Source organism: Streptomyces sp. NPDC091209 (assembly GCF_044757755.1).
GTDB lineage: Bacteria > Actinomycetota > Actinomycetes > Streptomycetales > Streptomycetaceae > Streptomyces.
Genome location: NZ_JBIVVR010000024.1, coordinates 41,707 through 60,502, shown reverse-complemented (window position 1 = coordinate 60,502; position 18,796 = coordinate 41,707). Strand labels below are relative to the sequence as shown.

General features: G+C 72.1%; 19 protein-coding genes. 9 read left to right on the top strand and 10 right to left on the bottom strand.

Annotation, left to right across the window (positions count from 1 at the left end; translation table 11 throughout):
- The 3 genes from ACIQRL_RS40150 to ACIQRL_RS40140 all read right to left on the bottom strand — a co-directional run bounded on the left by ACIQRL_RS40150 (position 1) and on the right by ACIQRL_RS40140 (position 2,738).
- Positions 1–654, bottom strand: coding sequence for an ATP-dependent Clp protease proteolytic subunit (locus tag ACIQRL_RS40150; protein WP_401341157.1), 654 nt, complete (start codon positions 652–654; stop codon positions 1–3).
- A 277-nt stretch (positions 655–931) separates the two neighbouring features.
- Positions 932–1,363 (bottom strand): calmodulin-binding protein, encoded by a 432-nt coding sequence (locus tag ACIQRL_RS40145; protein ID WP_401341154.1) that lies wholly within the window; start codon positions 1,361–1,363, stop codon positions 932–934.
- Between the two features lie 175 nt (positions 1,364–1,538).
- Positions 1,539–2,738 carry an epoxide hydrolase family protein gene (locus ACIQRL_RS40140; protein ID WP_401341152.1) on the bottom strand — a complete coding sequence of 400 codons (1,200 nt, stop codon included), beginning with the start codon at positions 2,736–2,738 and terminating at the stop codon, positions 1,539–1,541.
- A 224-nt stretch (positions 2,739–2,962) separates the two neighbouring features.
- Between ACIQRL_RS40140 and ACIQRL_RS40135 the strand changes: the two genes are divergently transcribed.
- Positions 2,963–3,445, top strand: coding sequence for a VOC family protein (locus ACIQRL_RS40135; protein WP_401341149.1), 483 nt, complete (start codon positions 2,963–2,965; stop codon positions 3,443–3,445).
- A 231-nt stretch (positions 3,446–3,676) separates the two neighbouring features.
- On the opposite strand, the gene ACIQRL_RS40130 is transcribed toward ACIQRL_RS40135, so the two are convergent.
- Positions 3,677–4,900: a PP2C family protein-serine/threonine phosphatase gene (locus ACIQRL_RS40130; protein WP_401341147.1), complete on the bottom strand. Its 1,224-nt coding sequence runs from the start codon at positions 4,898–4,900 to the stop codon at positions 3,677–3,679.
- Between the two features lie 62 nt (positions 4,901–4,962).
- Positions 4,963–5,979, bottom strand: coding sequence for a zinc-binding alcohol dehydrogenase family protein (locus ACIQRL_RS40125; RefSeq protein WP_401341228.1), 1,017 nt, complete (start codon positions 5,977–5,979; stop codon positions 4,963–4,965).
- Between the two features lie 142 nt (positions 5,980–6,121).
- Here ACIQRL_RS40125 and ACIQRL_RS40120 point away from each other — a divergent pair, with 142 nt between their 5' ends.
- Positions 6,122–6,919: a VOC family protein gene (locus ACIQRL_RS40120; RefSeq protein WP_401341144.1), complete on the top strand. Its 798-nt coding sequence runs from the start codon at positions 6,122–6,124 to the stop codon at positions 6,917–6,919.
- 156 nt (positions 6,920–7,075) lie between these two features.
- Positions 7,076–7,798, top strand: coding sequence for a ribonuclease H (locus ACIQRL_RS40115; RefSeq protein ID WP_401341142.1), 723 nt, complete (start codon positions 7,076–7,078; stop codon positions 7,796–7,798).
- A gap of 161 nt (positions 7,799–7,959) precedes the next feature.
- Here ACIQRL_RS40115 and ACIQRL_RS40110 read toward each other — a convergent pair whose 3' ends face one another.
- Together ACIQRL_RS40110 and ACIQRL_RS40105 are read right to left on the bottom strand one after the other, a co-directional pair.
- A complete protein-coding gene (locus ACIQRL_RS40110; protein WP_401341141.1) occupies positions 7,960–8,784 on the bottom strand; it encodes a tyrosinase family protein in 825 nt (274 codons plus the stop codon).
- Between the two features lie 33 nt (positions 8,785–8,817).
- The gene (locus tag ACIQRL_RS40105) at positions 8,818–9,225 is read right to left on the bottom strand and encodes a tyrosinase cofactor (RefSeq protein WP_401341139.1); all 408 of its coding nucleotides are present in this window, start codon (positions 9,223–9,225) and stop codon (positions 8,818–8,820) included.
- 382 nt (positions 9,226–9,607) lie between these two features.
- Here ACIQRL_RS40105 and ACIQRL_RS40100 point away from each other — a divergent pair, with 382 nt between their 5' ends.
- From ACIQRL_RS40100 to ACIQRL_RS40090, 3 genes are all read left to right on the top strand, one after another.
- Positions 9,608–10,810, top strand: a complete 1,203-nt coding sequence (locus tag ACIQRL_RS40100; RefSeq protein ID WP_401341137.1) for an FAD-dependent monooxygenase — start codon at positions 9,608–9,610, stop codon at positions 10,808–10,810.
- Positions 10,811–10,898: 88 nt separating this feature from the next.
- Entirely contained in the window at positions 10,899–12,344 is a 1,446-nt protein-coding gene (locus ACIQRL_RS40095; protein ID WP_401341134.1) for an MFS transporter, read from the top strand.
- Entirely contained in the window at positions 12,341–13,006 is a 666-nt protein-coding gene (locus ACIQRL_RS40090; RefSeq protein ID WP_401341133.1) for a TetR family transcriptional regulator, read from the top strand. Before ACIQRL_RS40095 ends, ACIQRL_RS40090 begins: the two co-directional genes overlap by 4 nt.
- 33 nt (positions 13,007–13,039) lie before the next feature.
- Here the strand turns inward: ACIQRL_RS40090 and ACIQRL_RS40085 are convergent, their stop codons facing one another.
- Together ACIQRL_RS40085 and ACIQRL_RS40080 are read right to left on the bottom strand one after the other, a co-directional pair.
- Positions 13,040–13,666 carry an alpha-ketoglutarate-dependent dioxygenase AlkB gene (locus ACIQRL_RS40085; RefSeq protein ID WP_401341130.1) on the bottom strand — a complete coding sequence of 209 codons (627 nt, stop codon included), beginning with the start codon at positions 13,664–13,666 and terminating at the stop codon, positions 13,040–13,042.
- Positions 13,667–13,722: 56 nt separating this feature from the next.
- Complete coding sequence (locus ACIQRL_RS40080; RefSeq protein ID WP_401341128.1) at positions 13,723–14,430, bottom strand: SDR family NAD(P)-dependent oxidoreductase; 708 nt, start codon at positions 14,428–14,430, stop codon at positions 13,723–13,725.
- A gap of 102 nt (positions 14,431–14,532) precedes the next feature.
- Here ACIQRL_RS40080 and ACIQRL_RS40075 point away from each other — a divergent pair, with 102 nt between their 5' ends.
- Positions 14,533–15,372 (top strand): helix-turn-helix transcriptional regulator, encoded by an 840-nt coding sequence (locus tag ACIQRL_RS40075; RefSeq protein ID WP_401341126.1) that lies wholly within the window; start codon positions 14,533–14,535, stop codon positions 15,370–15,372.
- Positions 15,373–15,378: 6 nt separating this feature from the next.
- On the opposite strand, the gene ACIQRL_RS40070 is transcribed toward ACIQRL_RS40075, so the two are convergent.
- Positions 15,379–16,275, bottom strand: coding sequence for an aminoglycoside phosphotransferase family protein (locus ACIQRL_RS40070; RefSeq protein ID WP_401341124.1), 897 nt, complete (start codon positions 16,273–16,275; stop codon positions 15,379–15,381).
- A gap of 328 nt (positions 16,276–16,603) precedes the next feature.
- Between ACIQRL_RS40070 and ACIQRL_RS40065 the strand changes: the two genes are divergently transcribed.
- Positions 16,604–17,656, top strand: coding sequence for a tetratricopeptide repeat protein (locus ACIQRL_RS40065; RefSeq protein WP_401341227.1), 1,053 nt, complete (start codon positions 16,604–16,606; stop codon positions 17,654–17,656).
- Positions 17,653–18,747 carry a polyprenyl synthetase family protein gene (locus ACIQRL_RS40060; RefSeq protein ID WP_401341122.1) on the top strand — a complete coding sequence of 365 codons (1,095 nt, stop codon included), beginning with the start codon at positions 17,653–17,655 and terminating at the stop codon, positions 18,745–18,747. Before ACIQRL_RS40065 ends, ACIQRL_RS40060 begins: the two co-directional genes overlap by 4 nt.
- Positions 18,748–18,796: the final 49 nt, after the last annotated feature.

The following is an 18,796-nucleotide window of genomic DNA, read 5'->3' as shown; positions in this document are numbered from 1 at the left end:
TCAGAGCCCCATCCGTCGCCGTGACGCGGCCGGGCGGACATCGTCGAGCGACTCCACGACCCGGTCCACCATGCCGTACTCCTTGGCCTGTTCGGCCGTGAACCAGCGGTCGCGGTCGCCGTCCCTGGAGATCGTCTCCTCGCTCTGGCCGGTGTGTTCCGCGGTGATCCGTTCGATGGCCCGCTTGGTGAACTCGTGGTTCTGCGCCTGGATCTCGATGTCGGCGGTGGTGCCGCCGATGCCCGCGGAGGGCTGGTGCATCATGATCCGCGCGTTCGGCAGCGCGAAACGCTTGCCGCGCGCCCCCACGCTGAGCAGGAACTGCCCCATGCTCGCGGCGAATCCCATCGCGAGCGTGGAGACGTCGTTGGGGATCAGCCGCATGGTGTCGTAGATGGCGAGGCCCGCGGTCACCGATCCGCCCGGACTGTTGATGTACAGGCTGATGTCCGTGCGCGCGTCCTCGGCGGAGAGTACGAGCAGTTGGGCGCACACCCGGTTCGCGGAGACCTCGTCGACCTGGGTGCCGAGGAGGACGATCCGCTGGGCGAGCAACTGCGCGGCCAGATGGTCGTCGAAGCGGGTCGCGGGAGTGTCGCCCTCCTCGGCCCGCGGTGCGCGGGCCGGGTCCCAGCCGGTGGTGAGGGGAGTCATGGTTCCTCCTGGTCGTGACGCGGCGGGCGTCGCCGCTGACTCCACTCTCGGTCCGCCGACGGCGCCGGAACGGCTTTCTCGGCCCGCAGCAGATTCGCCGTGGGCAGAGCGGGCGGAAAGCGGAAGGAGGGCGACGGGCCGCACGGAGATCCCGTGCGGCCCGTTCCTGACTCCCCGGTCCTACCGGGCTGGCCGCGGGTCGCCGTCCGGTCGCGGTCACGCGTCGGATGGAGATCGTGGCCGTGTCACCGTTCGAGGCCGGCGAGCACGGGCAGGGCTAAGGGGCGGAAACCTCCGCGGTGAGGCGGCCGGACCAGGGGCACCAGTAGTAGCCGGGGAGGAAGGGGCCGCCGACTTCGTCCAGGTGGTCCTCGACGTAGGGGATGGTGGAGTCGCAGACCTCGGGGGCTCCATCGGCGAAGCTGACGGTGTCCGGGTTGAAGTGGAAGTCCCACGTGGGGTTGTAGCCGGCCGCACGCATGATGAGCCGGCCGATAACGATCTTGCTGTCGCCGTTGGCGACGATCTCGCGGGCTTCCTTGATGACTTCCGGCCTGGTGATCTCGATGACGAAGTTGTGGCCGGTGATGTCTCGCATGTTGAAGTACGCGGCATCGGCGGCGGCGCCGGCCTGCCCGCTCTGACCCGTGGCCAGGGCGAGCAGGGCAGTGGCCGCGAGGGTAGCGATCCGGGTGGTGATGCGTCGCATGAGGGCAGCTCCGTGCCTGAGGGGCCGTGACACTCCCGACCGATCGTCACGTAAAGTGGCAGACTGACTACTCTAAGTAAATAATCACACTCGGAACCGGCTCTTCAAGATCTTCGACGGCATCCGGAGCTCATTCCGGCCGCACCCGGAGCTGGAGCGCGCGCGATGACCGGCCTCACCCGGGCAGGCGGGCGAGTTGGCGGAAGAACGCCCGGATGTCCGCGACCAGCAGATCCGGTTCCTCCATCGCGGCGAAGTGGCCGCCCCGGTCGAACTCGGTCCAGCGGACGATGGTGTCGGTGCGTTCGGCGACATGGCGCAGCGCGACGAAGTTCTCCTCGGGAAAGACGGCGAGCGCGGTCGGAGCGGTCGACGGCTCGGGCGGTGCGCCCCGATAGGCGGCATGGGCACGCTCGTAGTAGATCCGCGCGGACGAACCGGCCGTGCCGGTCAGCCAGTACAGCATCACGTTCGTCAGCAGCAGATCCCGGTCCACGGCGTCCTCGGGACGGTCCTTCGAGTCGGTCCACTGACGGAACTTCTCGGCGATCCAGGCGAGTTGACCGACCGGGGAGTCCGTGAGGGCGTACGCGAGCGTCTGCGGCCGCGTCGACTGGAGCGCGGCGTAACCGGCTTCCTCGCGGTTCCATTCCTGGCCCCGCCGCCAGGAGACGAGGGTCCGCTCGCGCTCGTCCGGGGTCAGGACGGCCAGTTCCTCGGCCGTCGGCTCGGTGACGGCGTACGCACCGGGCAGCAGGTTGAGGTGGACGCCCGTCACCCGGTCGGGGTACGCGCGTCCCAGCTCGCGCGAGACGGCCCCGCCCCAGTCCCCGCCCTGTGCGCCGTAGCGCCGGTAGCCGAGCCGCTCCATCAGCTCGGCGAACGCGGCGGCCACCCGGGTGAACTCCCAGCCGGTGTCCCGCGTCGGCCCCGAGAGCCCGAATCCGGGAATGCTCGGCACGACCAGGTGAAAGGCGTCGGCCGGATCGCCGCCGTGCGCGCGCGGATCGGTCAACGGCCCGACGACATCGGTGAATTCGACGATCGACCCGGGCCAGCCGTGCGTCATGACCAGCGGGGTCGCCCCGGGTTCCGGCGAGCGGATGTGCGCGAAGTGCAGACGCGCGCCGTCGATCTCGGTGGTGAACTGCGGCCACGCGTTGAGGCGTTCCTCGGCCGCGCGCCAGTCGTAGGCGTGCCGCCAGTACCGTACGAGATCCTGGAGGTAGTCCTTCGGGACTCCGCGGGCCCAGCCCACTCCGGGCAGTTCGTCGGGCCAGCGGGTGTGGTCGAGGCGTCGGTGCAGGTCGTCCAGGTAGCTCTGCGGGAAGTCGATACGGAACGGATGGACGCCGGGTGCGTCGGTGAAGGTCATGTCCGCGGACCCTAACTCGGCGGGCGAGGCGTCCGGCAGCGGTTTTCCCTGTGGCTGGAAGGTCTGGCGGATCGCGGCAACCGTCTGGAACGAGCCCTTCGGCGGGGCCTGGGCGGAGGTGGTCCCGGGCCGTCGCGGGTGAGTTCGTGCGCGCGCGGCAGATGAGTTTTCGGACGAGGATCAGTCGACAGAAGTGACGACGTTTCCCGCCCGAGGAGGTACACATGCCCGCCGACGGTTTCACCACCTGTCTGTGGTTCGACGGTCAGGCCGAGGAGGCCGCCAACTACTACGTCTCGGTCTTCGAGAACTCCAGGCTCGGCAGGATCGGCCACTACACCGAGGCCGGGCCGGGCCCCGCCGGTTCGGTGCTGGCCGCCGAGTTCGTGGCCAACGGCCAGAAGTTCGTCGCGCTCAACGGAGGCCCGCAGTTCACGTTCGACGAGGCGGTCTCCTTCCAGATCGACTGCGCCGATCAGGAAGAGGTGGACCACTACTGGAACAGGTTCATCGACGACGGTGGCGAGGCGGGCCCCTGCGGCTGGCTCAAGGACAAGTACGGACTCTCCTGGCAGGTCGTCCCCGTCCGGCTCATCGACCTGATCAGTGACCCGGACCAGGAGAAGGCGGGCCGCACGTTCAAGGCGATGCTCCAGATGTCCAAGCTGGACATCGCGGCCCTGGAGAAGGTGTTCGCGGGGGAGTAGCCGGCGGGCGGCCGGCTACGGGGCGTACCGCACACCCGGATCCCCGCGGCCGGGCCGACCCCTCGGCGGTCGGGGCGGGCCCCCACGCCGGGGCAGGGAGCCTCCCCGGCCGGGGGTACGGGGGCCGAGCGCGCCTCAGCCTGGGTGGTTGCGGGTGCTGCGTGCCTTGGGTCGAGTGGTTCCGGTTGCTGAACGTGCCTCAGCCCGGCTGGTTCCCCGTGCTGCGGCGCCTCAGGCCGAGTGGTTCCGGGGGTGGATCCGGGCCGCCAGCACCGCCACGTCGTCCTCCGCGTGCCGGGCGTCGAGCTTGGCGAGCACCTCGTCGAGCAGGTCGTCGACCCCCGCGCCCGGTGGGAGGCGCAGCGCGGCCAGCCGTGCCAGCGACTCGTCGATGTCCTCGTGGCGGCGCTCCACGAGACCATCGGTGAACATCACCAGGGTGTCGTCGGGGGAGAGCCTGCGGACCACCTGCTCGTAGCCGCCCACCCCCGTGCCCAGCGGCGGACCGACCGGCAGCGGCAGCAGTTCGCCCGAGCCGTCCCCGGCGAACACCACCGGAGGCAGATGCCCGGCGCCCGCGATCACCGCGATCCCGCGCGCCGGATCGACGCGGACGAGCAGACAGGTGGCCGGACGCCGGGTGCCGTCCTCGGAGACCGCCGCGTCCAGCCGGCGCAGCACCCGGTGCGGCGGCAGATCCGTCGAGGCGACATAGCGCAGCATCGAGCGGTACGCGTTCATGTCCACCGCCGCGTCCAGGCCGTGGCCCATCACGTCGCCCACGACCAGCAGGGTCCGCCCGAAGTGCAGCCGTACGGTCTCGAACCAGTCCCCGCCGACCAGGGTGCCGCCTCCGGCCGGCAGATAGCGGGTGGCGAGGTCGAGGTTCGGATGCGGCCGGCCGGGTTCGGCCAGCAGCGCCCGCTGGAGATCCAGGACCGTACGGCGGACGGTGTCGTGCCGGCGGGAATGGCCGAGGTGCACGGCCGCGAGACGCGCCGCGTAGTGCGTGCCCGACGTGTCGGCGTCCGTGAACGGCGCTCCCCGCCGGACCGCGAGCAGCACCCCGTACAGGCGTCCGCGCGCGAGCAGGGGCACGGTCATGACCTGCCGGGGTACACGGCCGGACAGGTCGATCGAGGCGGCGATCGGATGCCCCTCGTCGAGCGCGCGGACGGACAGCGGGCGCGGACCGCCCGACGGGGTGAGCAACTGGCTGCGGCCGGCGGTGGCGACGCGGAAGAAATCCGGGTCCGGGGAGTGGCGGTCGGCCGCGACGTCCGTCGGCAGCAGGTCCACGGCGGCGGTCTCGCAGAAGTGCCGGCACACGAACGCCACGAGTTCCGCACAGGTGGTCCGCTCGTCGAGCGTCGTGCCGATCGACTCGATGGCGTCCTCCAAGGCGTCGGGCGGCGCCCCCGCACCCGCCGTGTCGTCACCGCCCCGGCCCGCCATCGCACCTCCACCGCAGCACACGCCTGGCTCCATCCACGCACGGGGGCGGCGCGCCCGCATGCTCAGCCCGTCGGCGAGAGGTCGTTCACCAGTACGGCCGCTCCGTCGAAGCGGCCCGCCTTGAGATCCCGCAGGGCCTGTGGCGCCCGCTCCAGCGGGTAGGCGTGCGTCGTGGCACGGATGCCGTGGCGGGCCGCGAGAGCCAGGAACTCCCCGCCGTCCTCACGCGTGTTGGAGGTGACGCTGCGCAGCTCCTTCTCGTAGAAGAGGTCGCTCTCGTAGCGCAGCGGCGGGACGTCGCTCAGATGGATGCCCGCGACCGACAGGACGCCGCCCCGGTCCAGCGCCCGCAGGGCGACCGGGACCAGATCGCCGACCGGCGCGAACAGGATCGCGCTGTCCAGGGGCTCGGGCGGCTCGTCGTAGGCCTCGCGGGCGGACGCGGCCCCCAGGTCCAGAGCCAGTCGGCGCGCGGCCGGATCCCGTGTCAGTACGTGCACGGTGGCGCCCTCGGCGAGCGCGAGCTGCGCGCACAGGTGGGCGCTGCCGCCGAAGCCGTACAGGCCCAGTCGGCCGCCCCGCGGCAGCGCGGCCCTGCGCAGCGCCCGGTAGCCGATGATGCCCGCGCACAGCAGCGGCGCCAGGGCGACGTCGTCGACGTCGTCGGGCAGCCGGTAGGCGAAGCCGGCCGGCACGGTCGTGTACTCCGCGTAACCGCCGTCGGCGTCCCAGCCCGTGTACTCGGACGCCGGGCAGAGGTTCTCGGCCCCGCGCGCGCAGTACCCGCAGGTGCCGTCCGTACGGCGCAACCAGGCGACCCCCACCCGGTCGCCGGGGGCGAAGCCGCTCACCCCGGCGCCTGTTCCCGCCACCACGCCGACGACCTCGTGGCCCGGCGTCACCGCGGGGCGGTGCACGGGCAGGTCTCCCTCACTCACGTGCAGATCGGTGCGGCACACCCCGCAGGCGCGGACGTGCACCAGGAGTTCGCCGGGTCCGGGCGTCGGCACCGGCTTTTCGACGAGGCGCAGCGGCTCCCCCTCGATCGGCCCCGGCCGGATCACTTCCCACGCCCGCATCATCCCGTGCCCCGTCCCGTCGACGGCCAGGTCGGCCCGTTCTCCAGTGTCGTGCAGCGCCCGCGCTTCGGCGCGCGGCCCGCGTGAAGGCTGGCTAGCGTGAACAGCGCAAACCGTTCACCGAACAGGAGAAGGTCGGGTCATGGCCGTACAGCCTGAAGGAACGCCCTGCTGGGCGGACGCGATGTTCAGCGATGTCGAAGGCGCCAAGAGTTTCTACGGGGACGTGCTCGGCTGGACGTTCGGCGAGGCGTCCTCGGAGTACGGGAACTACACACAGGCCTTTTCCAACGGCAAGGCCGTGGCCGCGGTCGTGCCGCCGATGCCGGGGCAGGAGGGCCAGTCCGCCTGGTGTCTGTACTTCGCCTCGCCCGACGCCGCCGCGACCGCCGCGAAGATCAAGGACCAGGGCGGTGAGGTGCTGATGGAGCCGATGCAGGTCGGCGAGTTCGGCACGATGACCTTGGCCCGGGACCCCAGCGGGGCGGTCTTCGGCGTATGGCAGGCGGGTGTCCACGAGGGCTTCGAGTCGATCGGTGAGCCCGGCGCCTACGCCTGGGCCGAGGTCTTCACGCGTGACGTGGAGAAGGCCGACGCGTTCTTCCCGGCGGTCTTCCCGTTCACCGCGCAACAGGTGCGCGACGACGCCATCGACTTCCGCATCTTCAACCTCGACGGGAAACCGGTCCTCGGCCGGATGAAGATGACGGACGACTTCCCGCCCGAGGTGCCGCCGTACGTCAACGTCTACTTCACCGTCGAGAACTGCGACACCGCGGTGGCCAAGGCGACCGAGCGCGGTGCGGTCCTGCGCTTCGGGCCGATGGACAGCCCGTTCGGCCGGTTCGCCGCGCTGAGCGACCCGCAGGGCGCGCCGTTCTCCGTCATCGACATGAAGACGACCCAGGGCGAGATGCCCGGGCTGACGGACGTGTCCTGACGACGGCCTCCCGCACACGGGCGGGACGCGCTGTCAGGCGCATGGTCGACACGCACCTCCTCCGCCCGCCGGTGGTCACCGGCGGGGTGGGTCCACACCGTCCCGCCCCGGCGGGGGCCCCGCGCCCCGTGCGCGGTGCCCCCGCCGGGGCGTGGCATGATCGGGGTCATGCCTGAACGCGTTGTGGCCGCCTGTGACGGGGCTTCGAAGGGAAACCCGGGACCCGCCGGATGGGCCTGGGTCGTCGCCGACGGGGACGAGACCCCGACCCGCTGGGAAGCGGGGCCGCTGGGCACGGCGACCAACAACGTCGCCGAACTGACCGCGCTGGAACGCCTGTTGACGGCGATCGCGCCGGACGTTCCGCTGGAGATCCGGATGGACTCCCAGTACGCGATGAAGGCCGTCACGACGTGGCTGCCGGGCTGGAAGCGCAAGGGCTGGAAGACGGCCGCGGGAAAGCCCGTCGCCAACCAGGAACTCGTCGCCCGTATCGACGAACTCCTCACCGGCCGCACGGTGGAGTTCCGCTACGTCCCCGCGCACCAGGTCGACGGCGACCGCCTGAACGACTTCGCCGACCGTGCCGCCAGCCAGGCCGCGATCGTGCAGCAGCCCGCGGGCAGCGACCTCGGGTCCCCGGAGCCGCCCGCGTCACCCGACACCCCGGCCTCCTCCGGAGCGGCTCGCCGCCGTCCCGCGGCCAAGGCCGGGCAGGGCACGGCGAGCCGGCCGGGCACGTCGAGCCGCACCATCAAGGCCAAGTTCAACGGCCGTTGCGTGTGCGGCCGTTCGTACGCCGCCGGTGAGCTGATCGCCAAGAACGCCCAGGGCTGGGGCCACCCGGAGTGCCGGACCGAGGAGCCGGGCGGCGCCTGACGCCTCGGCGTCACCGTGCCGCAGGCGTCCCCTGGCGTCGTCGATTCCGCGCCCCAGGCGCCTGCCGTGCGGATGATCCGGGTCTGCCGGGCTGCCGATGACCGGTCGGCCTCCGCGAAGGGGGCAGCGAACGGGTCCGCCGGTCACGGGCGCGGCCGGGATCAGGCCGTGTCGAACGTGTAGAACGCGGTGTGGTCGAGCAGATCGGCCGGCCGGGTGTCGTTCCACGGCTTCATCGTCTCGCCGAGGTCGACGACGTCCGGGGTGCCCGCGAGCGGCAGATAGCCGGAGCCGGGGTGACGGCGCTGCCACTCGGCCCACAGCTTGTCTATGAAAGCGTGGTGGAGCCAGAACACCGGGTCGTTGGGGGATACGCCGGTGCCCATCTGGCCGCCGACCCAGACATGCACCCGGTTGTGCAGATTGACGCCCCGCCAGCCTTCGAGGTGATTGCGGAACCCGTCCGAGGAGCTGTTCCAGGGCGCCATGTCGTACGTCGTCATGGCGAGCACGGAGTCCACCTCGGCGCGGGTCGGCAGGTCCCGTACCCCGCTTCCGAGCGATCTGCGGAGATAAGTCCGGCTGTCCACGAGGACGTTGATCGGCCAGTTGCCCGACGCGGCGGCGAACGGCCCGTCCATCACCCGGCCGTCCAGACTGCGTCCGGTGCCGCCGAGGAAGTCGGGCGCCCACAGGGACGAGCGCGTCGTGCGGTCGCTGCTCCAGTCCCAGTAGGGGAGTGCCACCGAGGAGTCCACGGACTGCAGGGCCCGCTCGAACTCGAGAAGGAATCTGCGGTGCCAGGGCAGGAACGACGGTGAACGGTGGCCCGTGCGCTCGCCGTTGTCGGTGTCGCCCATGATGAAGGCGTTGTGCGTCGTGACGAAGGCGTCGTACTTTCCACTGCGCTTGAGCTGGATCAGCGCGTCGACGAATCGCCGCTTCTCGTCGGCGGTCAGGTTCGCCTGGTTCTTGCGTACGGTCATGTGCGGGACTCCACGATCTGCTTGCTGGGTGGATCAGTTGGCGGCGAAGGGCACGAGCGGCGCCCCCTGCAGCTCCACGACGGCGGCGCGGGCGGCGGCGAGCGGGGTGGGCACGGGGGCGTAGTGGCTGACGACGCTGATCCAGCTGCCGTCGGCGTTGCTCATCACGTGCAGCTCCGCGCCGTCGATGAACACGGCGTATCCGCCGCCGTGATGGTGACCGCCCCCGGTGACCGGGCGGCCTTCTATGCGGCGCCCCTGGAAGACCTCGTCGAAGGCCTCCGGGCCGCCGTGGTGGTGCTCGGCCATCGAACGGCCCGAGCCGACAGGCCCGTTGAGTGAAGCGGACGCGGAAGGCGCGGCGAGGATCTGGGCGGCACCTGCGCCCGCTGCGAGCGCGGCGGCCGCCCCGAGGGCACGGCGACGAGTGAGCTCCGGCATGCGGAGACCTCCTGTGATCAGCGGTGTTGATGACCCGATATGCCTATCGGATGGTCAAACAGCGGGAGAAATCGCCGCATGTCGGTTGGCTGCGATCCGGACAATCACGTATATGTCGTGCAGGATTGAACAAAGATGATCTTGCTGTCCGGGGTGCTCGCGGTGGATCGGCGGGCGCAAATCCTTCCGCGGGGAGCCCCCGTGCCGATGATCTTGCGGTCGCGGCCATCGGCCCGTGGCGCGGCTCACGCCCGCGATCTGGCGCGAACTGCGGGCGTGATCCGGCGTGAACCGCGGGCCCTGTCCGACGCGAACCGCGGGTGCGACGCCCTGCTACTCTTCGTGATCAATTGACCGCATTGTGCAACATAGGGGAGTGCGCGTGAAGATCGCGTGCGTCGGTGGCGGACCCGCAAGCCTGTACTTCTCGATCCTGATGAAGCTCCAGGACCCGTCCCATGACATCACCGTCCACGAGCGGAACCCGGCCGGATCGACGTACGGCTGGGGAGTGACCTACTGGGCGGGCCTGCTCGACAAACTTCGTGAGGGCGACCCGGCGTCCGCGCTCGCCGTCAGCGAGAACTCGGTGAGCTGGAGCGACGGCGTGGCCCATGTCGGCGGCCGCACGACCGTGCACCCGGGCGACGAGGGATTCGGCATCGGCCGCCGCCGGATGCTCGAACTGCTCGCCGAGCGGGCCCGGTCCCTCGGGGTCCGCGTCGAGTACGAGAGCGAGATCGCGGCCGACCGGCTGCCCGACGCCGACCTCGTCGTCGCCGGGGACGGGGTCAACAGCGCGCTCCGCGAGCGCCACGCCGACCACTTCGGCAGCGAGACCGACGTCGGGCGCAACTACTACATCTGGCTCGGCACCACCAAGGTCTTCGACTCCTTCACCTTCTCCTTCGTGGAGACGGACCACGGCTGGATCTGGTGCTACGCCTACCGGTTCAGTGACGACCGGAGCACCCTCGTCATCGAGTGCTCCCCGCGGACCTGGACCGGCCTCGGGCTCGACACGGCGGGCGAGGCCGACGGTCTCGCGCTGCTGGAGAAGCTCTTCGCCGACCTGCTGAACGGGCACGGGCTGATCGGCCGGGCGCAGTCCGACGGCACCGCCCAGTGGCTCACCTTCCGCACCCTGACCAACCGGACATGGCACCGCGGCAACCTGGTCCTGCTCGGCGACGCCGCCCACACCACCCATTACTCCATCGGCGCCGGCACCACCCTCGCCCTGGAGGACGCCATCGCTCTGGCGGAAGCGCTGCGGGAGCACACGGACCTCGAAACCGCGCTCACCCGCTACGAGCGCCGGCGGCAGGCTGAGCTCCTGCCGGTGCAGAGCGCGGCCCGCCACAGCGCGCAGTGGTACGAGAACCTGCCGCGCTACATCCGCCTTCCGCCGGCGCAGATGTTCGCCCTGCTCGGGCAGCGGCACTCGCCCCTCCTGCCGTACGTCCCGCCGCAGCTCTACTACCGGATCGACCGCGCGGCCGGGCGGCTGGAGGCGCTGCGCCGCTTCAAGCGATGGCTCGGCCCGAAGGTGGCCCGCGGCGTACAGGCCCGCACCCGCCGTTAGACAGCGGACGGCACTTGGGGTGAATGACAATTCACCGGTAAGGTGAATTGTCATTCACCCCTTTGTCGCGTCTACTTCTGGAGTGCCGATGGCGGCTCTGCGCGAGCGCCTCACGATCCCCGTCCTGGCGTTCGGCGGGATTCTCATGGCCGTCATGCAGACGGTGGTCGTCCCGCTGCTGCCCGACCTGCCCCGGCTGACCGGCGCCTCGGCCGGAGCGGTCTCCTGGATGGTGACGGCGACCCTTCTCGCCGGAGCGGTGCTGACCCCCGTCCTCGGCCGCGCGGGAGACATGTACGGCAAGCGGCGTGTGCTGCTCATGGCCCTCGGGATGATGACCGTCGGCTCGCTGATGTGCGCGCTCACCTCGGACATCGCCGTCTTGATCGTGGCGCGTGCGCTGCAGGGCGCGGCGGCCGCCGTGGTCCCGTTGTCGATCAGCATCCTGCGCGACGAACTGCCGCCAGAGCGGACGGGTTCCGCCGTCTCGCTGATGAGCTCCACCGTGGGCATCGGCGCCGCACTCGGCCTCCCGCTCGCCGCCCTCGTGGTGCAGTACGCCAACTGGCACGTCATGTTCTGGGCGACGACCGCGCTCGGCGTCGTCGGCCTGGCGCTGGCCTGGTGGGCGGTGCGCGAGTCGCCCGTACGGGAGCCGGGCCGCTTCGACACGGTGGGCGCGTTCGGCCTGGCCGCCGGGCTGGCGTGTCTGCTGCTCGCCGTGTCCCAGGGCGGCACCTGGGGCTGGTCCAGCCCCAGGATCCTCGGCCTGTTCGCCGCCTGCGCCGTGGTCCTCACGCTGTGGTGGCGACAGCAGCTGCGTACCGCGCGCCCCCTCGTCGACCTGAAGCTGGCCGCGCGCCCGCGCGTCGCCCTGCCGCACATCGCCGCACTCCTGACCGGCTTCGCCTTCTACGGCAACTCGCTGGTCACCGCGCAGCTCGTGCAGGCGCCGAAGTCCACCGGCTACGGACTCGGCCTGTCCATCGTGGCGACCGGCCTGTGTCTGCTGCCCGGCGGCGTGACCATGCTGCTGCTCTCGCCCGTCTCGGCGCGCATATCGGCGGCCCGTGGTCCCCGGGTGACGCTGGCCCTCGGCACGGCGATCATCGCCTCCGGCTATGCCCTGCGGATCGCCGACAGCCGCGACCTGTGGATGATCATCGTGGGTGCCACGGTCTGCGCGATCGGCACCACGTTCGCCTACTCCGCGCTGCCCACCCTGATCCTGCGCGCGGTGCCCGCCGGGCAGACCGCGTCCGCCAACGGCGTCAACGTCCTGATGCGCACCATCGGGCAGGCCGTGTGCAGCGCCGCCGTCGCCGCCATCCTGGTGCACCACACGAGTCTCGTGGCAGGCGCCCCGGTGCCGACCCTGCACGGCTATCTGCTGGCCTTCGTCATGGCGGGTACCGTCGCACTGGTGGCCTGTGCCGCCGCACTGTCGATACCCACCGACCCCGCCTCCCGCGCGACCCCGCGCACCGGCCGCCGTACCGGAGCACCCCGCGACGAGGCCCTCGAAGGAGCTTGAGCACCGTGACCACCCCGCACTCCGGTCTCACGGCGTCCCCGACCGTCCCGGGGCCTGGTGAGCGGCCGGCCCCCGCCGCTGCCCCGCACCGGGAGCCGGAGGCCGCGCCCACCGCACCCCGGCGCGACGCCGAGGCGAGCAAGGCGGAGATCCTGCGCGCGGCCCGGTATCTGCTGGCCCGGCACGCCCACGCGGACATCACCCTCAAGGCGGTCGCCGACCGGGCGGGGGTGAGCGCGCCGCTGGTCCTCAAGTACTTCGGCAACAAGGACGCGCTGTTCGCCCGCGTCATGTCCTTCGAGTCCGACGCCGACGCCCTGCTGGACGCCCCGCTGGAGGAGCTCGGCCGGCACATGGTCCGCCACCTCCTCGAAGGCCAGACCCAGCGCGGCGCCGACCCCGTCCTGCGGATCGTCTTCGCCCCGCTCCAGGGCGAGCAGGGCGAGATACTGCGCGCCAACTTCCGCGCCCAGATCAGCGACCGCCTCGCCGGGCGCCTGAGCGGAGCCGACGCGGGCCTGCGCGCCGAACTCGCCGTGAGCACGCTGCTCGGCCTCGGCGTGATGTACGGCATCGCGCGGGGCCCGAACCTGCGTGCCACGACCATCGACGACATCGTCGACCGGTACGCGCCGGCGGTGCAGGCCCAGCTCGCGCCGTGAGCCCGCCGGCCCCCGCGCGCAGGACCGCGAGGGTCAGTTCACCCCGGCCGGGCGGAACTGGACGCTGATCCTGGGCCCCGCCGCCCGCGCCGTCTTGGGGATCGCGTGTTCCCAGGTGCGCTGGCAGGAGCCGCCCATCACGATGAGGTCGCCGTGCCCCAGCGGGCGCCGCACGGTTTCCCCGCCGCCGAGCGGCCGCAGCAGGAGATCGCGCGGGGCGCCCACGGACACGATGGCGACCATCGTGTCCTCGCGGGCGCCCCGGCCGATCCGGTCCCCGTGCCAGGCCACACTGTCGCGGCCGTCGCGGTAGTAGCAGAGCCCGGCCGTGCTGAACGGCTCGCCCAGTTCCTCGGCGTAGTGCGCGGACAGCGCGCTCCGGGCCTCGTCCAGGATCGGATGCGGCAGCGGATCGTCCGCACGGAAATAGGCGAGCAGCCGGGGTACGTCCACGACCTGCTCGTACATCTGGCGCCGTTCGGCCCGCCACGGCACCTCGGCGGCGAGCCGGGCGAAGAGCTCGTCGGCCCCGCTCAGCCAGCCGGGCAACAGGTCGATCCAGGCCCCGTCGCCCAGCGTGGTGCGGTGCAGACCGTTCAGCGGACCGAGTCGGAGCTCGTCGGTCTGATCGAAGAGCGAGCCCTGGAGGTGCGTGGCCATACGGCCAGCCTACGCCAAATCGAATATCTGTTCCATTGGGCGGGCGGGTGTCGCGGTCACCAGGGGATGGGGCCCGCCGCGTCGAAGTAGCCGCCGGTCGGTCCGTCCGGGCCGATCCGCGCCATGCGCACGATGATCTCGGCGCCCTCCTCGACGGTCTGCGTTCCGGTGTTGCCGTTCAGGTCGGTGGCGGTGTAGCCCGGCTCCACCGCGTTGACCCGGATTCCGGGGAACGCCTTCGCGTACTGCACGGTGATCATGTTGACGGTGGTCTTGGACGCCGGATAGGCGACGCCCGGGTAGGCGTGGGTCGGGCTCGCGGGGTCGGTGATCCGGGTCAGCGAGGCCAGGCCGCTGCTCAGGTTCACCACGACCGGGGCGGCGGACCGCTGGAGCAGGGGCAGGAAGGCGTGGGTGACCCGGACGAGACCGAAGACGTTCGTCTCGAACAGCTCGCGCATCATCGCGGCCGTCATCTCCGCCGCGCCGATCACGCGGTTTCCCTCGCCGCGCCGCTCGATGCCGGCGTTGTTGACCAGGACGTCCAGACCGCCCTCGGCCTCGATGGTCTTCGCCGCGGCGGTGACGGACGCGTCGTCGGTGACGTCGATGACGACCGCGCGCGCCCCGAGCGCCTCGGCCGCCCGCCGGCCCCGCTCCGGGTCCCTGCTGCCCACGTAGACGGTGTGGCCCGCCGCGACGAGCCGGCGGGCGGTCTCGAAGCCGAGACCCTTGTTCGCTCCGGTGATGAGTGTTGTGGTCATGTGTCCAGAGTCCGGCAGCGCGGCGCGGACAGCCAGGAGTCCGGTCTTCCTGGGACTGCCGGTACCAGGCAGGTCCGGGCGCGCAGGTGCACAGTTGGTGGCATGGCGAACACGGAGTTCGGGCGGACGGTGCGGCGCTGGCGCGACCGGGTCACGCCGGAGGCCGCCGGGCTGCCCGGCGGCGGGAACCGGCGCGCGGCCGGACTGCGCCGCGAGGAGCTGGCCCTGCTCGCCGGCATCTCGGTCGACTACATCACCCGCCTCGAACAGGGCCGGGCGGCCCACCCCTCGGAGCAGGTCGTCGAGGCCCTGGGCCGGGCGCTGCGGCTGTCCGGGGCGGAACGTGAGCACCTCTTCCAGGTGGCCGGGCTGGTGCCGCCCGGCCGGGGCATGGTGCCCGCCCACATCACCCCGGGGGTGCACCGGCTGCTCGACCGGCTGAACGGGACGCCCGTGGCGGTGTACGACGCGGCGTGGACCCTGTTGCTGGCCAACCCGCTGTACGCGGCCCTGCTGGGCGATCCCTCCGGGTGGCGCGGCAACGAGCGCAACGGCGTCTGGCGCAACTTCGTCGGGCCGCCCGGACGGGTGCGGCACACACCGCGGGAGCGCCGCGCCTTCGAGGCGACGCTCGCCGCCGATCTGCGCGCGACCGCGAGCCGGTACCCGACGGACCGGCACCTGACCCAGCTCATCGACGACCTGTGCGCGAACAGCGTCCGGTTCGCGGAGCTGTGGGAGTCCGGAGCCGTCGCCCGCCACGACGCCTCCCGCAAGACCATCGACCATCCCCAGGTCGGCACGGTGACCCTGGACTGCGACGTGCTCAGCGTCGCGGGCAGCGACCTGCGGATCATGGTCTACACCGCCGAGCCCGGCACGCAGGACGCCGAACGCGTCGCCCTCCTCGGCGTCCTCGGCACCCAGGCCCTCGTGGAGTGACGTCGTCTACAACACCCGCCGGTCGGCGAGTACTTCGCGGATCACGTGCTCGGCGTTGGCCGCGATCACCGGGTTCGTGGCGCGGTAGTACGGGAGTTGGATCAGGGCCATGGACAGGGCCCAGCCGCGGCCGCGTGCCCAGCCGGCGTCGTCGGCACCCGCCGACTCCCGGAAGGCGGACCGCGCTTCGGCCGGCAGGAGGTTCCAGGCGGGGATGAAGTCGCAGGCCGGATCGCCGGTGCCGAGGGTGCCGAAGTCGAGGACGGCCGCGAGGCGCCCCCCGCGGATCAGGAGGTTCATCGGCATCAGGTCCGAGTGGAGCCAGCGCGCCGGGCCCGCCCACGACGGTGCCGCGAGTGCCTCTTCCCAGGCCGCCGTCGCGGCCCGCGTGTCGATCGCGCCGCGCAGGTCCTCGATCGCCGAGCGCGTCTCGGCGTCCACCGTGGCGAGTGGTGTGCCGCGGTAGGCGGTCGGCCCGCCGGGCAGGTCGATTCCGCGCAGGGCGGCGACGAACGCGCCGAGGTCGGCGGCCAGCGCGTACGGGTCGGTGAGGGCGCCGGCCACCGGGAGATCGCCGTCGAGCCAGCGCAGTACGGCCCAGTGCCACGGAAAGTCCGCCGCGGGGGTGCCGAGGCCGAGGATCTCGGGGACCGGGAACGGGAGCGACGGGGCGAGCCGCGGCAGCCACGCGTGTTCCTTGGTCACGTCGTCGGCGCCGTCCGCGATACGCGGGAGACGGACGGCCAGGTCGCCGCCGAGACGGTAGAGCGCGTTCACGGTTCCGGCCGACTCCACACGCTTCAGGGGCAGTTCGGCCCACCGCGGGAACTGCTCGGCCAGCAGGCGCCGTACGAGGGAAGCATCGATCCGTGCCTCGTCGAGGTGCATCGGGGCTGCTGACACGGCGGCCTGCTTTCCGCGGGGAAGGGGGTCGGCTTTCGTCATCCTGCGTCCCGTTCGGACCGCCTCGCAACGTGTTTCGGGCGGCCAGGCAACCTCGCGGACGCGATCGTCGTCTTGATCGGCAACGGGCGGATGGCACGCCGACCTCCATGAAGCGGCACTTCACCGATGGAAATCGGACGCACTATACACCTTGCGTATACATGCCATGTATACGTCGAGTGCATAGCGAGGTCACCGCAGGTCACCGCCTCGAAGAAGTCAGTCTCAGCACCACCACCGGTCCATGACCGCATACGGACGGGCGGTGGCAGACGGAAAGGCAATCATGTACGGCAAGGCCTTCGCCCCGGAGTACCAGGGCGCTTTGACCAGCCTGTCGGTGAACTCCTCGCTGACCGACGTCCTCGCGGCGGGCACCGAGCAACTGCGCGCCGCCGAGCGCACCGGCGCACACGCCGAGGCCGCCCGCTCGGGCCTCGCGGTCGCCGAGGCGCACCGCCGGCTCGGGCAGGTGGCCGACGCCGACCGCGCGTGGAAGGCGAGTTACCGCACCGCCCGGGAGGCCGGTGACGGCGCCGCGATGGCGTGGGCGCTGTGGAGCGGCGGCACGCTGGCCCGCCAGCGCGGAGCGTTCCCGCTGGCGTGGCGGCTGCTGCGGCTGGCCGCCGAACTCGGCGGTCTGGCAGGGGATGTCGTCGTGCGCGGCTACTCGCTGGCCGGAATGGCGGAGACCGGCCGCATCCAGGGCGACTACGCGGCCGTGACCGCGCTGCACGAGCAGTTGCTGGCGGAGGCCCGCAAGCGCGGCGAGGCCCGGCACACCGTGTGGGCGCTGGAGGGCATCGCCCAGATCCACCGCAACACCGGCGCGTACGAGCGTGCTTACGCCATGTTCGAGGAGGCGGCCGGGATAGCCGCCCGTGCCGAGGACCGGCGTGGCCACGCCTGGGCGCTGCGGGGCCTCGCCGACATCGTCTCCATCCGGGACGGAGACGCGGACCGGGCGCTTGAGCTGCTGAGCGAGGCGGAGGTGTCCTGCCGCGCGATGAAGTTGTCCGGCGCGCTCGCCTACAACCACAAGATGCGCGGCAACGTCCTCTACCGCGCCGGGCGTTACGAGCAGGCCCGCGAGGTCTACGCGGGCGCCCTCGCCGAGTTCGAGGCGATGAGCGAGCCGCGCGGCCGGGCCCTGTCCCGGCTGGGACTGGTCAAGTCCCTCGCCCGCCTCGGCCGGGACGAAACCGAAACGGCCGCCGAACTGGACGAGTTGGCCGTGGCGCTGGAGGGCATCGGGCTGCGGCACGCCCGGCTGATGGTCGAACGGGCGCGGACAGAACTCGGGTTGACTGCCGGGACCGGCGAGGCGGAGGCCGCGTGAAGACCTCTGCCGCCCCGCACCGCCCGAAGGTCCCGGCGGCCTCGGCGCATCCCGTGGCGCTGGCCACCCAGGCGCCGCCCGGCGCCGCGCAGGTGCTGCGCCGCTGCCGTGAACTCACCGCGCCCGCCCTGTCGGAGGCGATCGACACGCTGCACCCCTGGGTCGCCGAGATGGCCCGGTACGCGCTCGGCCGCTGCGAGGTCGGTGGCGCCCCCGCCGACCACAGCCAGGGCAAGGGCGTGCGGCAGGCGTTGGCCGTCCTCGGGGCGGAGATCGTCTCGGGACCGGCCGACGCGGGGGTGCCGGGGGCCGTCGCGGTGGAGCTCGTCCACGTCTTCTCGCTGCTCCACGACGACATCATGGACGGGGACGCGCTGCGCCGTGGTCGCCCCGCCGTGTGGAAGGCGTACGGCACCGGTCCCGCCGTCCTCGCGGGCGACGCGCTGTTCGCGCTGGCCGTCGAGACCGTGGCCCTGACTCCCCAAGCCGGTTCCGCCGTACGGCAGTTGACCAGGGCTCTCGGTGACCTGGTGCGCGGCCAGGCCGACGACCTGCTGTTCGCCGAGCGGCCCTGGACCGGGCCCGGGGCGGTGAGCGCACGGGAGTACGAGACGATGGCCGAGGGGAAGACCGGTGCCCTGCTCGGCTGCGCGCCAGCGCTCGGCGCCCGACTGGCGGGAGCGCCGGACCGGACCGTGGCCGCGCTGGACCGCGCCGGACGCCATCTCGGCGTCGCCTTCCAGATCGCCGACGACGCGCTCGGGATCTGGGGCGATCCGTCGGTCACCGGCAAGCCGGTCCACAGCGACCTGCGGCAGGGGAAGAAGACCCTGCCGGTCCTCGCCGCGCTGGGCGCGCCCGGGCAGGCCGAACTGGCCGAACTCCTCGCGGAGCCCCACGCTCTCGACGACGAGGGTGTCCGCCGCGCGGCGGCCCTCGTCGAACGGGCCGGGGGTCGCGCGGTGGCCGTCCGCGAGGCGCGCCGCCAACTGGCCGCGGCGGACACGCTCCTGGCGGGCCTGCCCCTCGCCCCGGGGCCGGCGGCGGACTTGGGCACGCTGCTGGCCGCCCTCGCCGACCGCACGATCTGACGCCTCCGCGCGGTGCGACATGGGTCACATACGCGCGCCGATCGGGCTC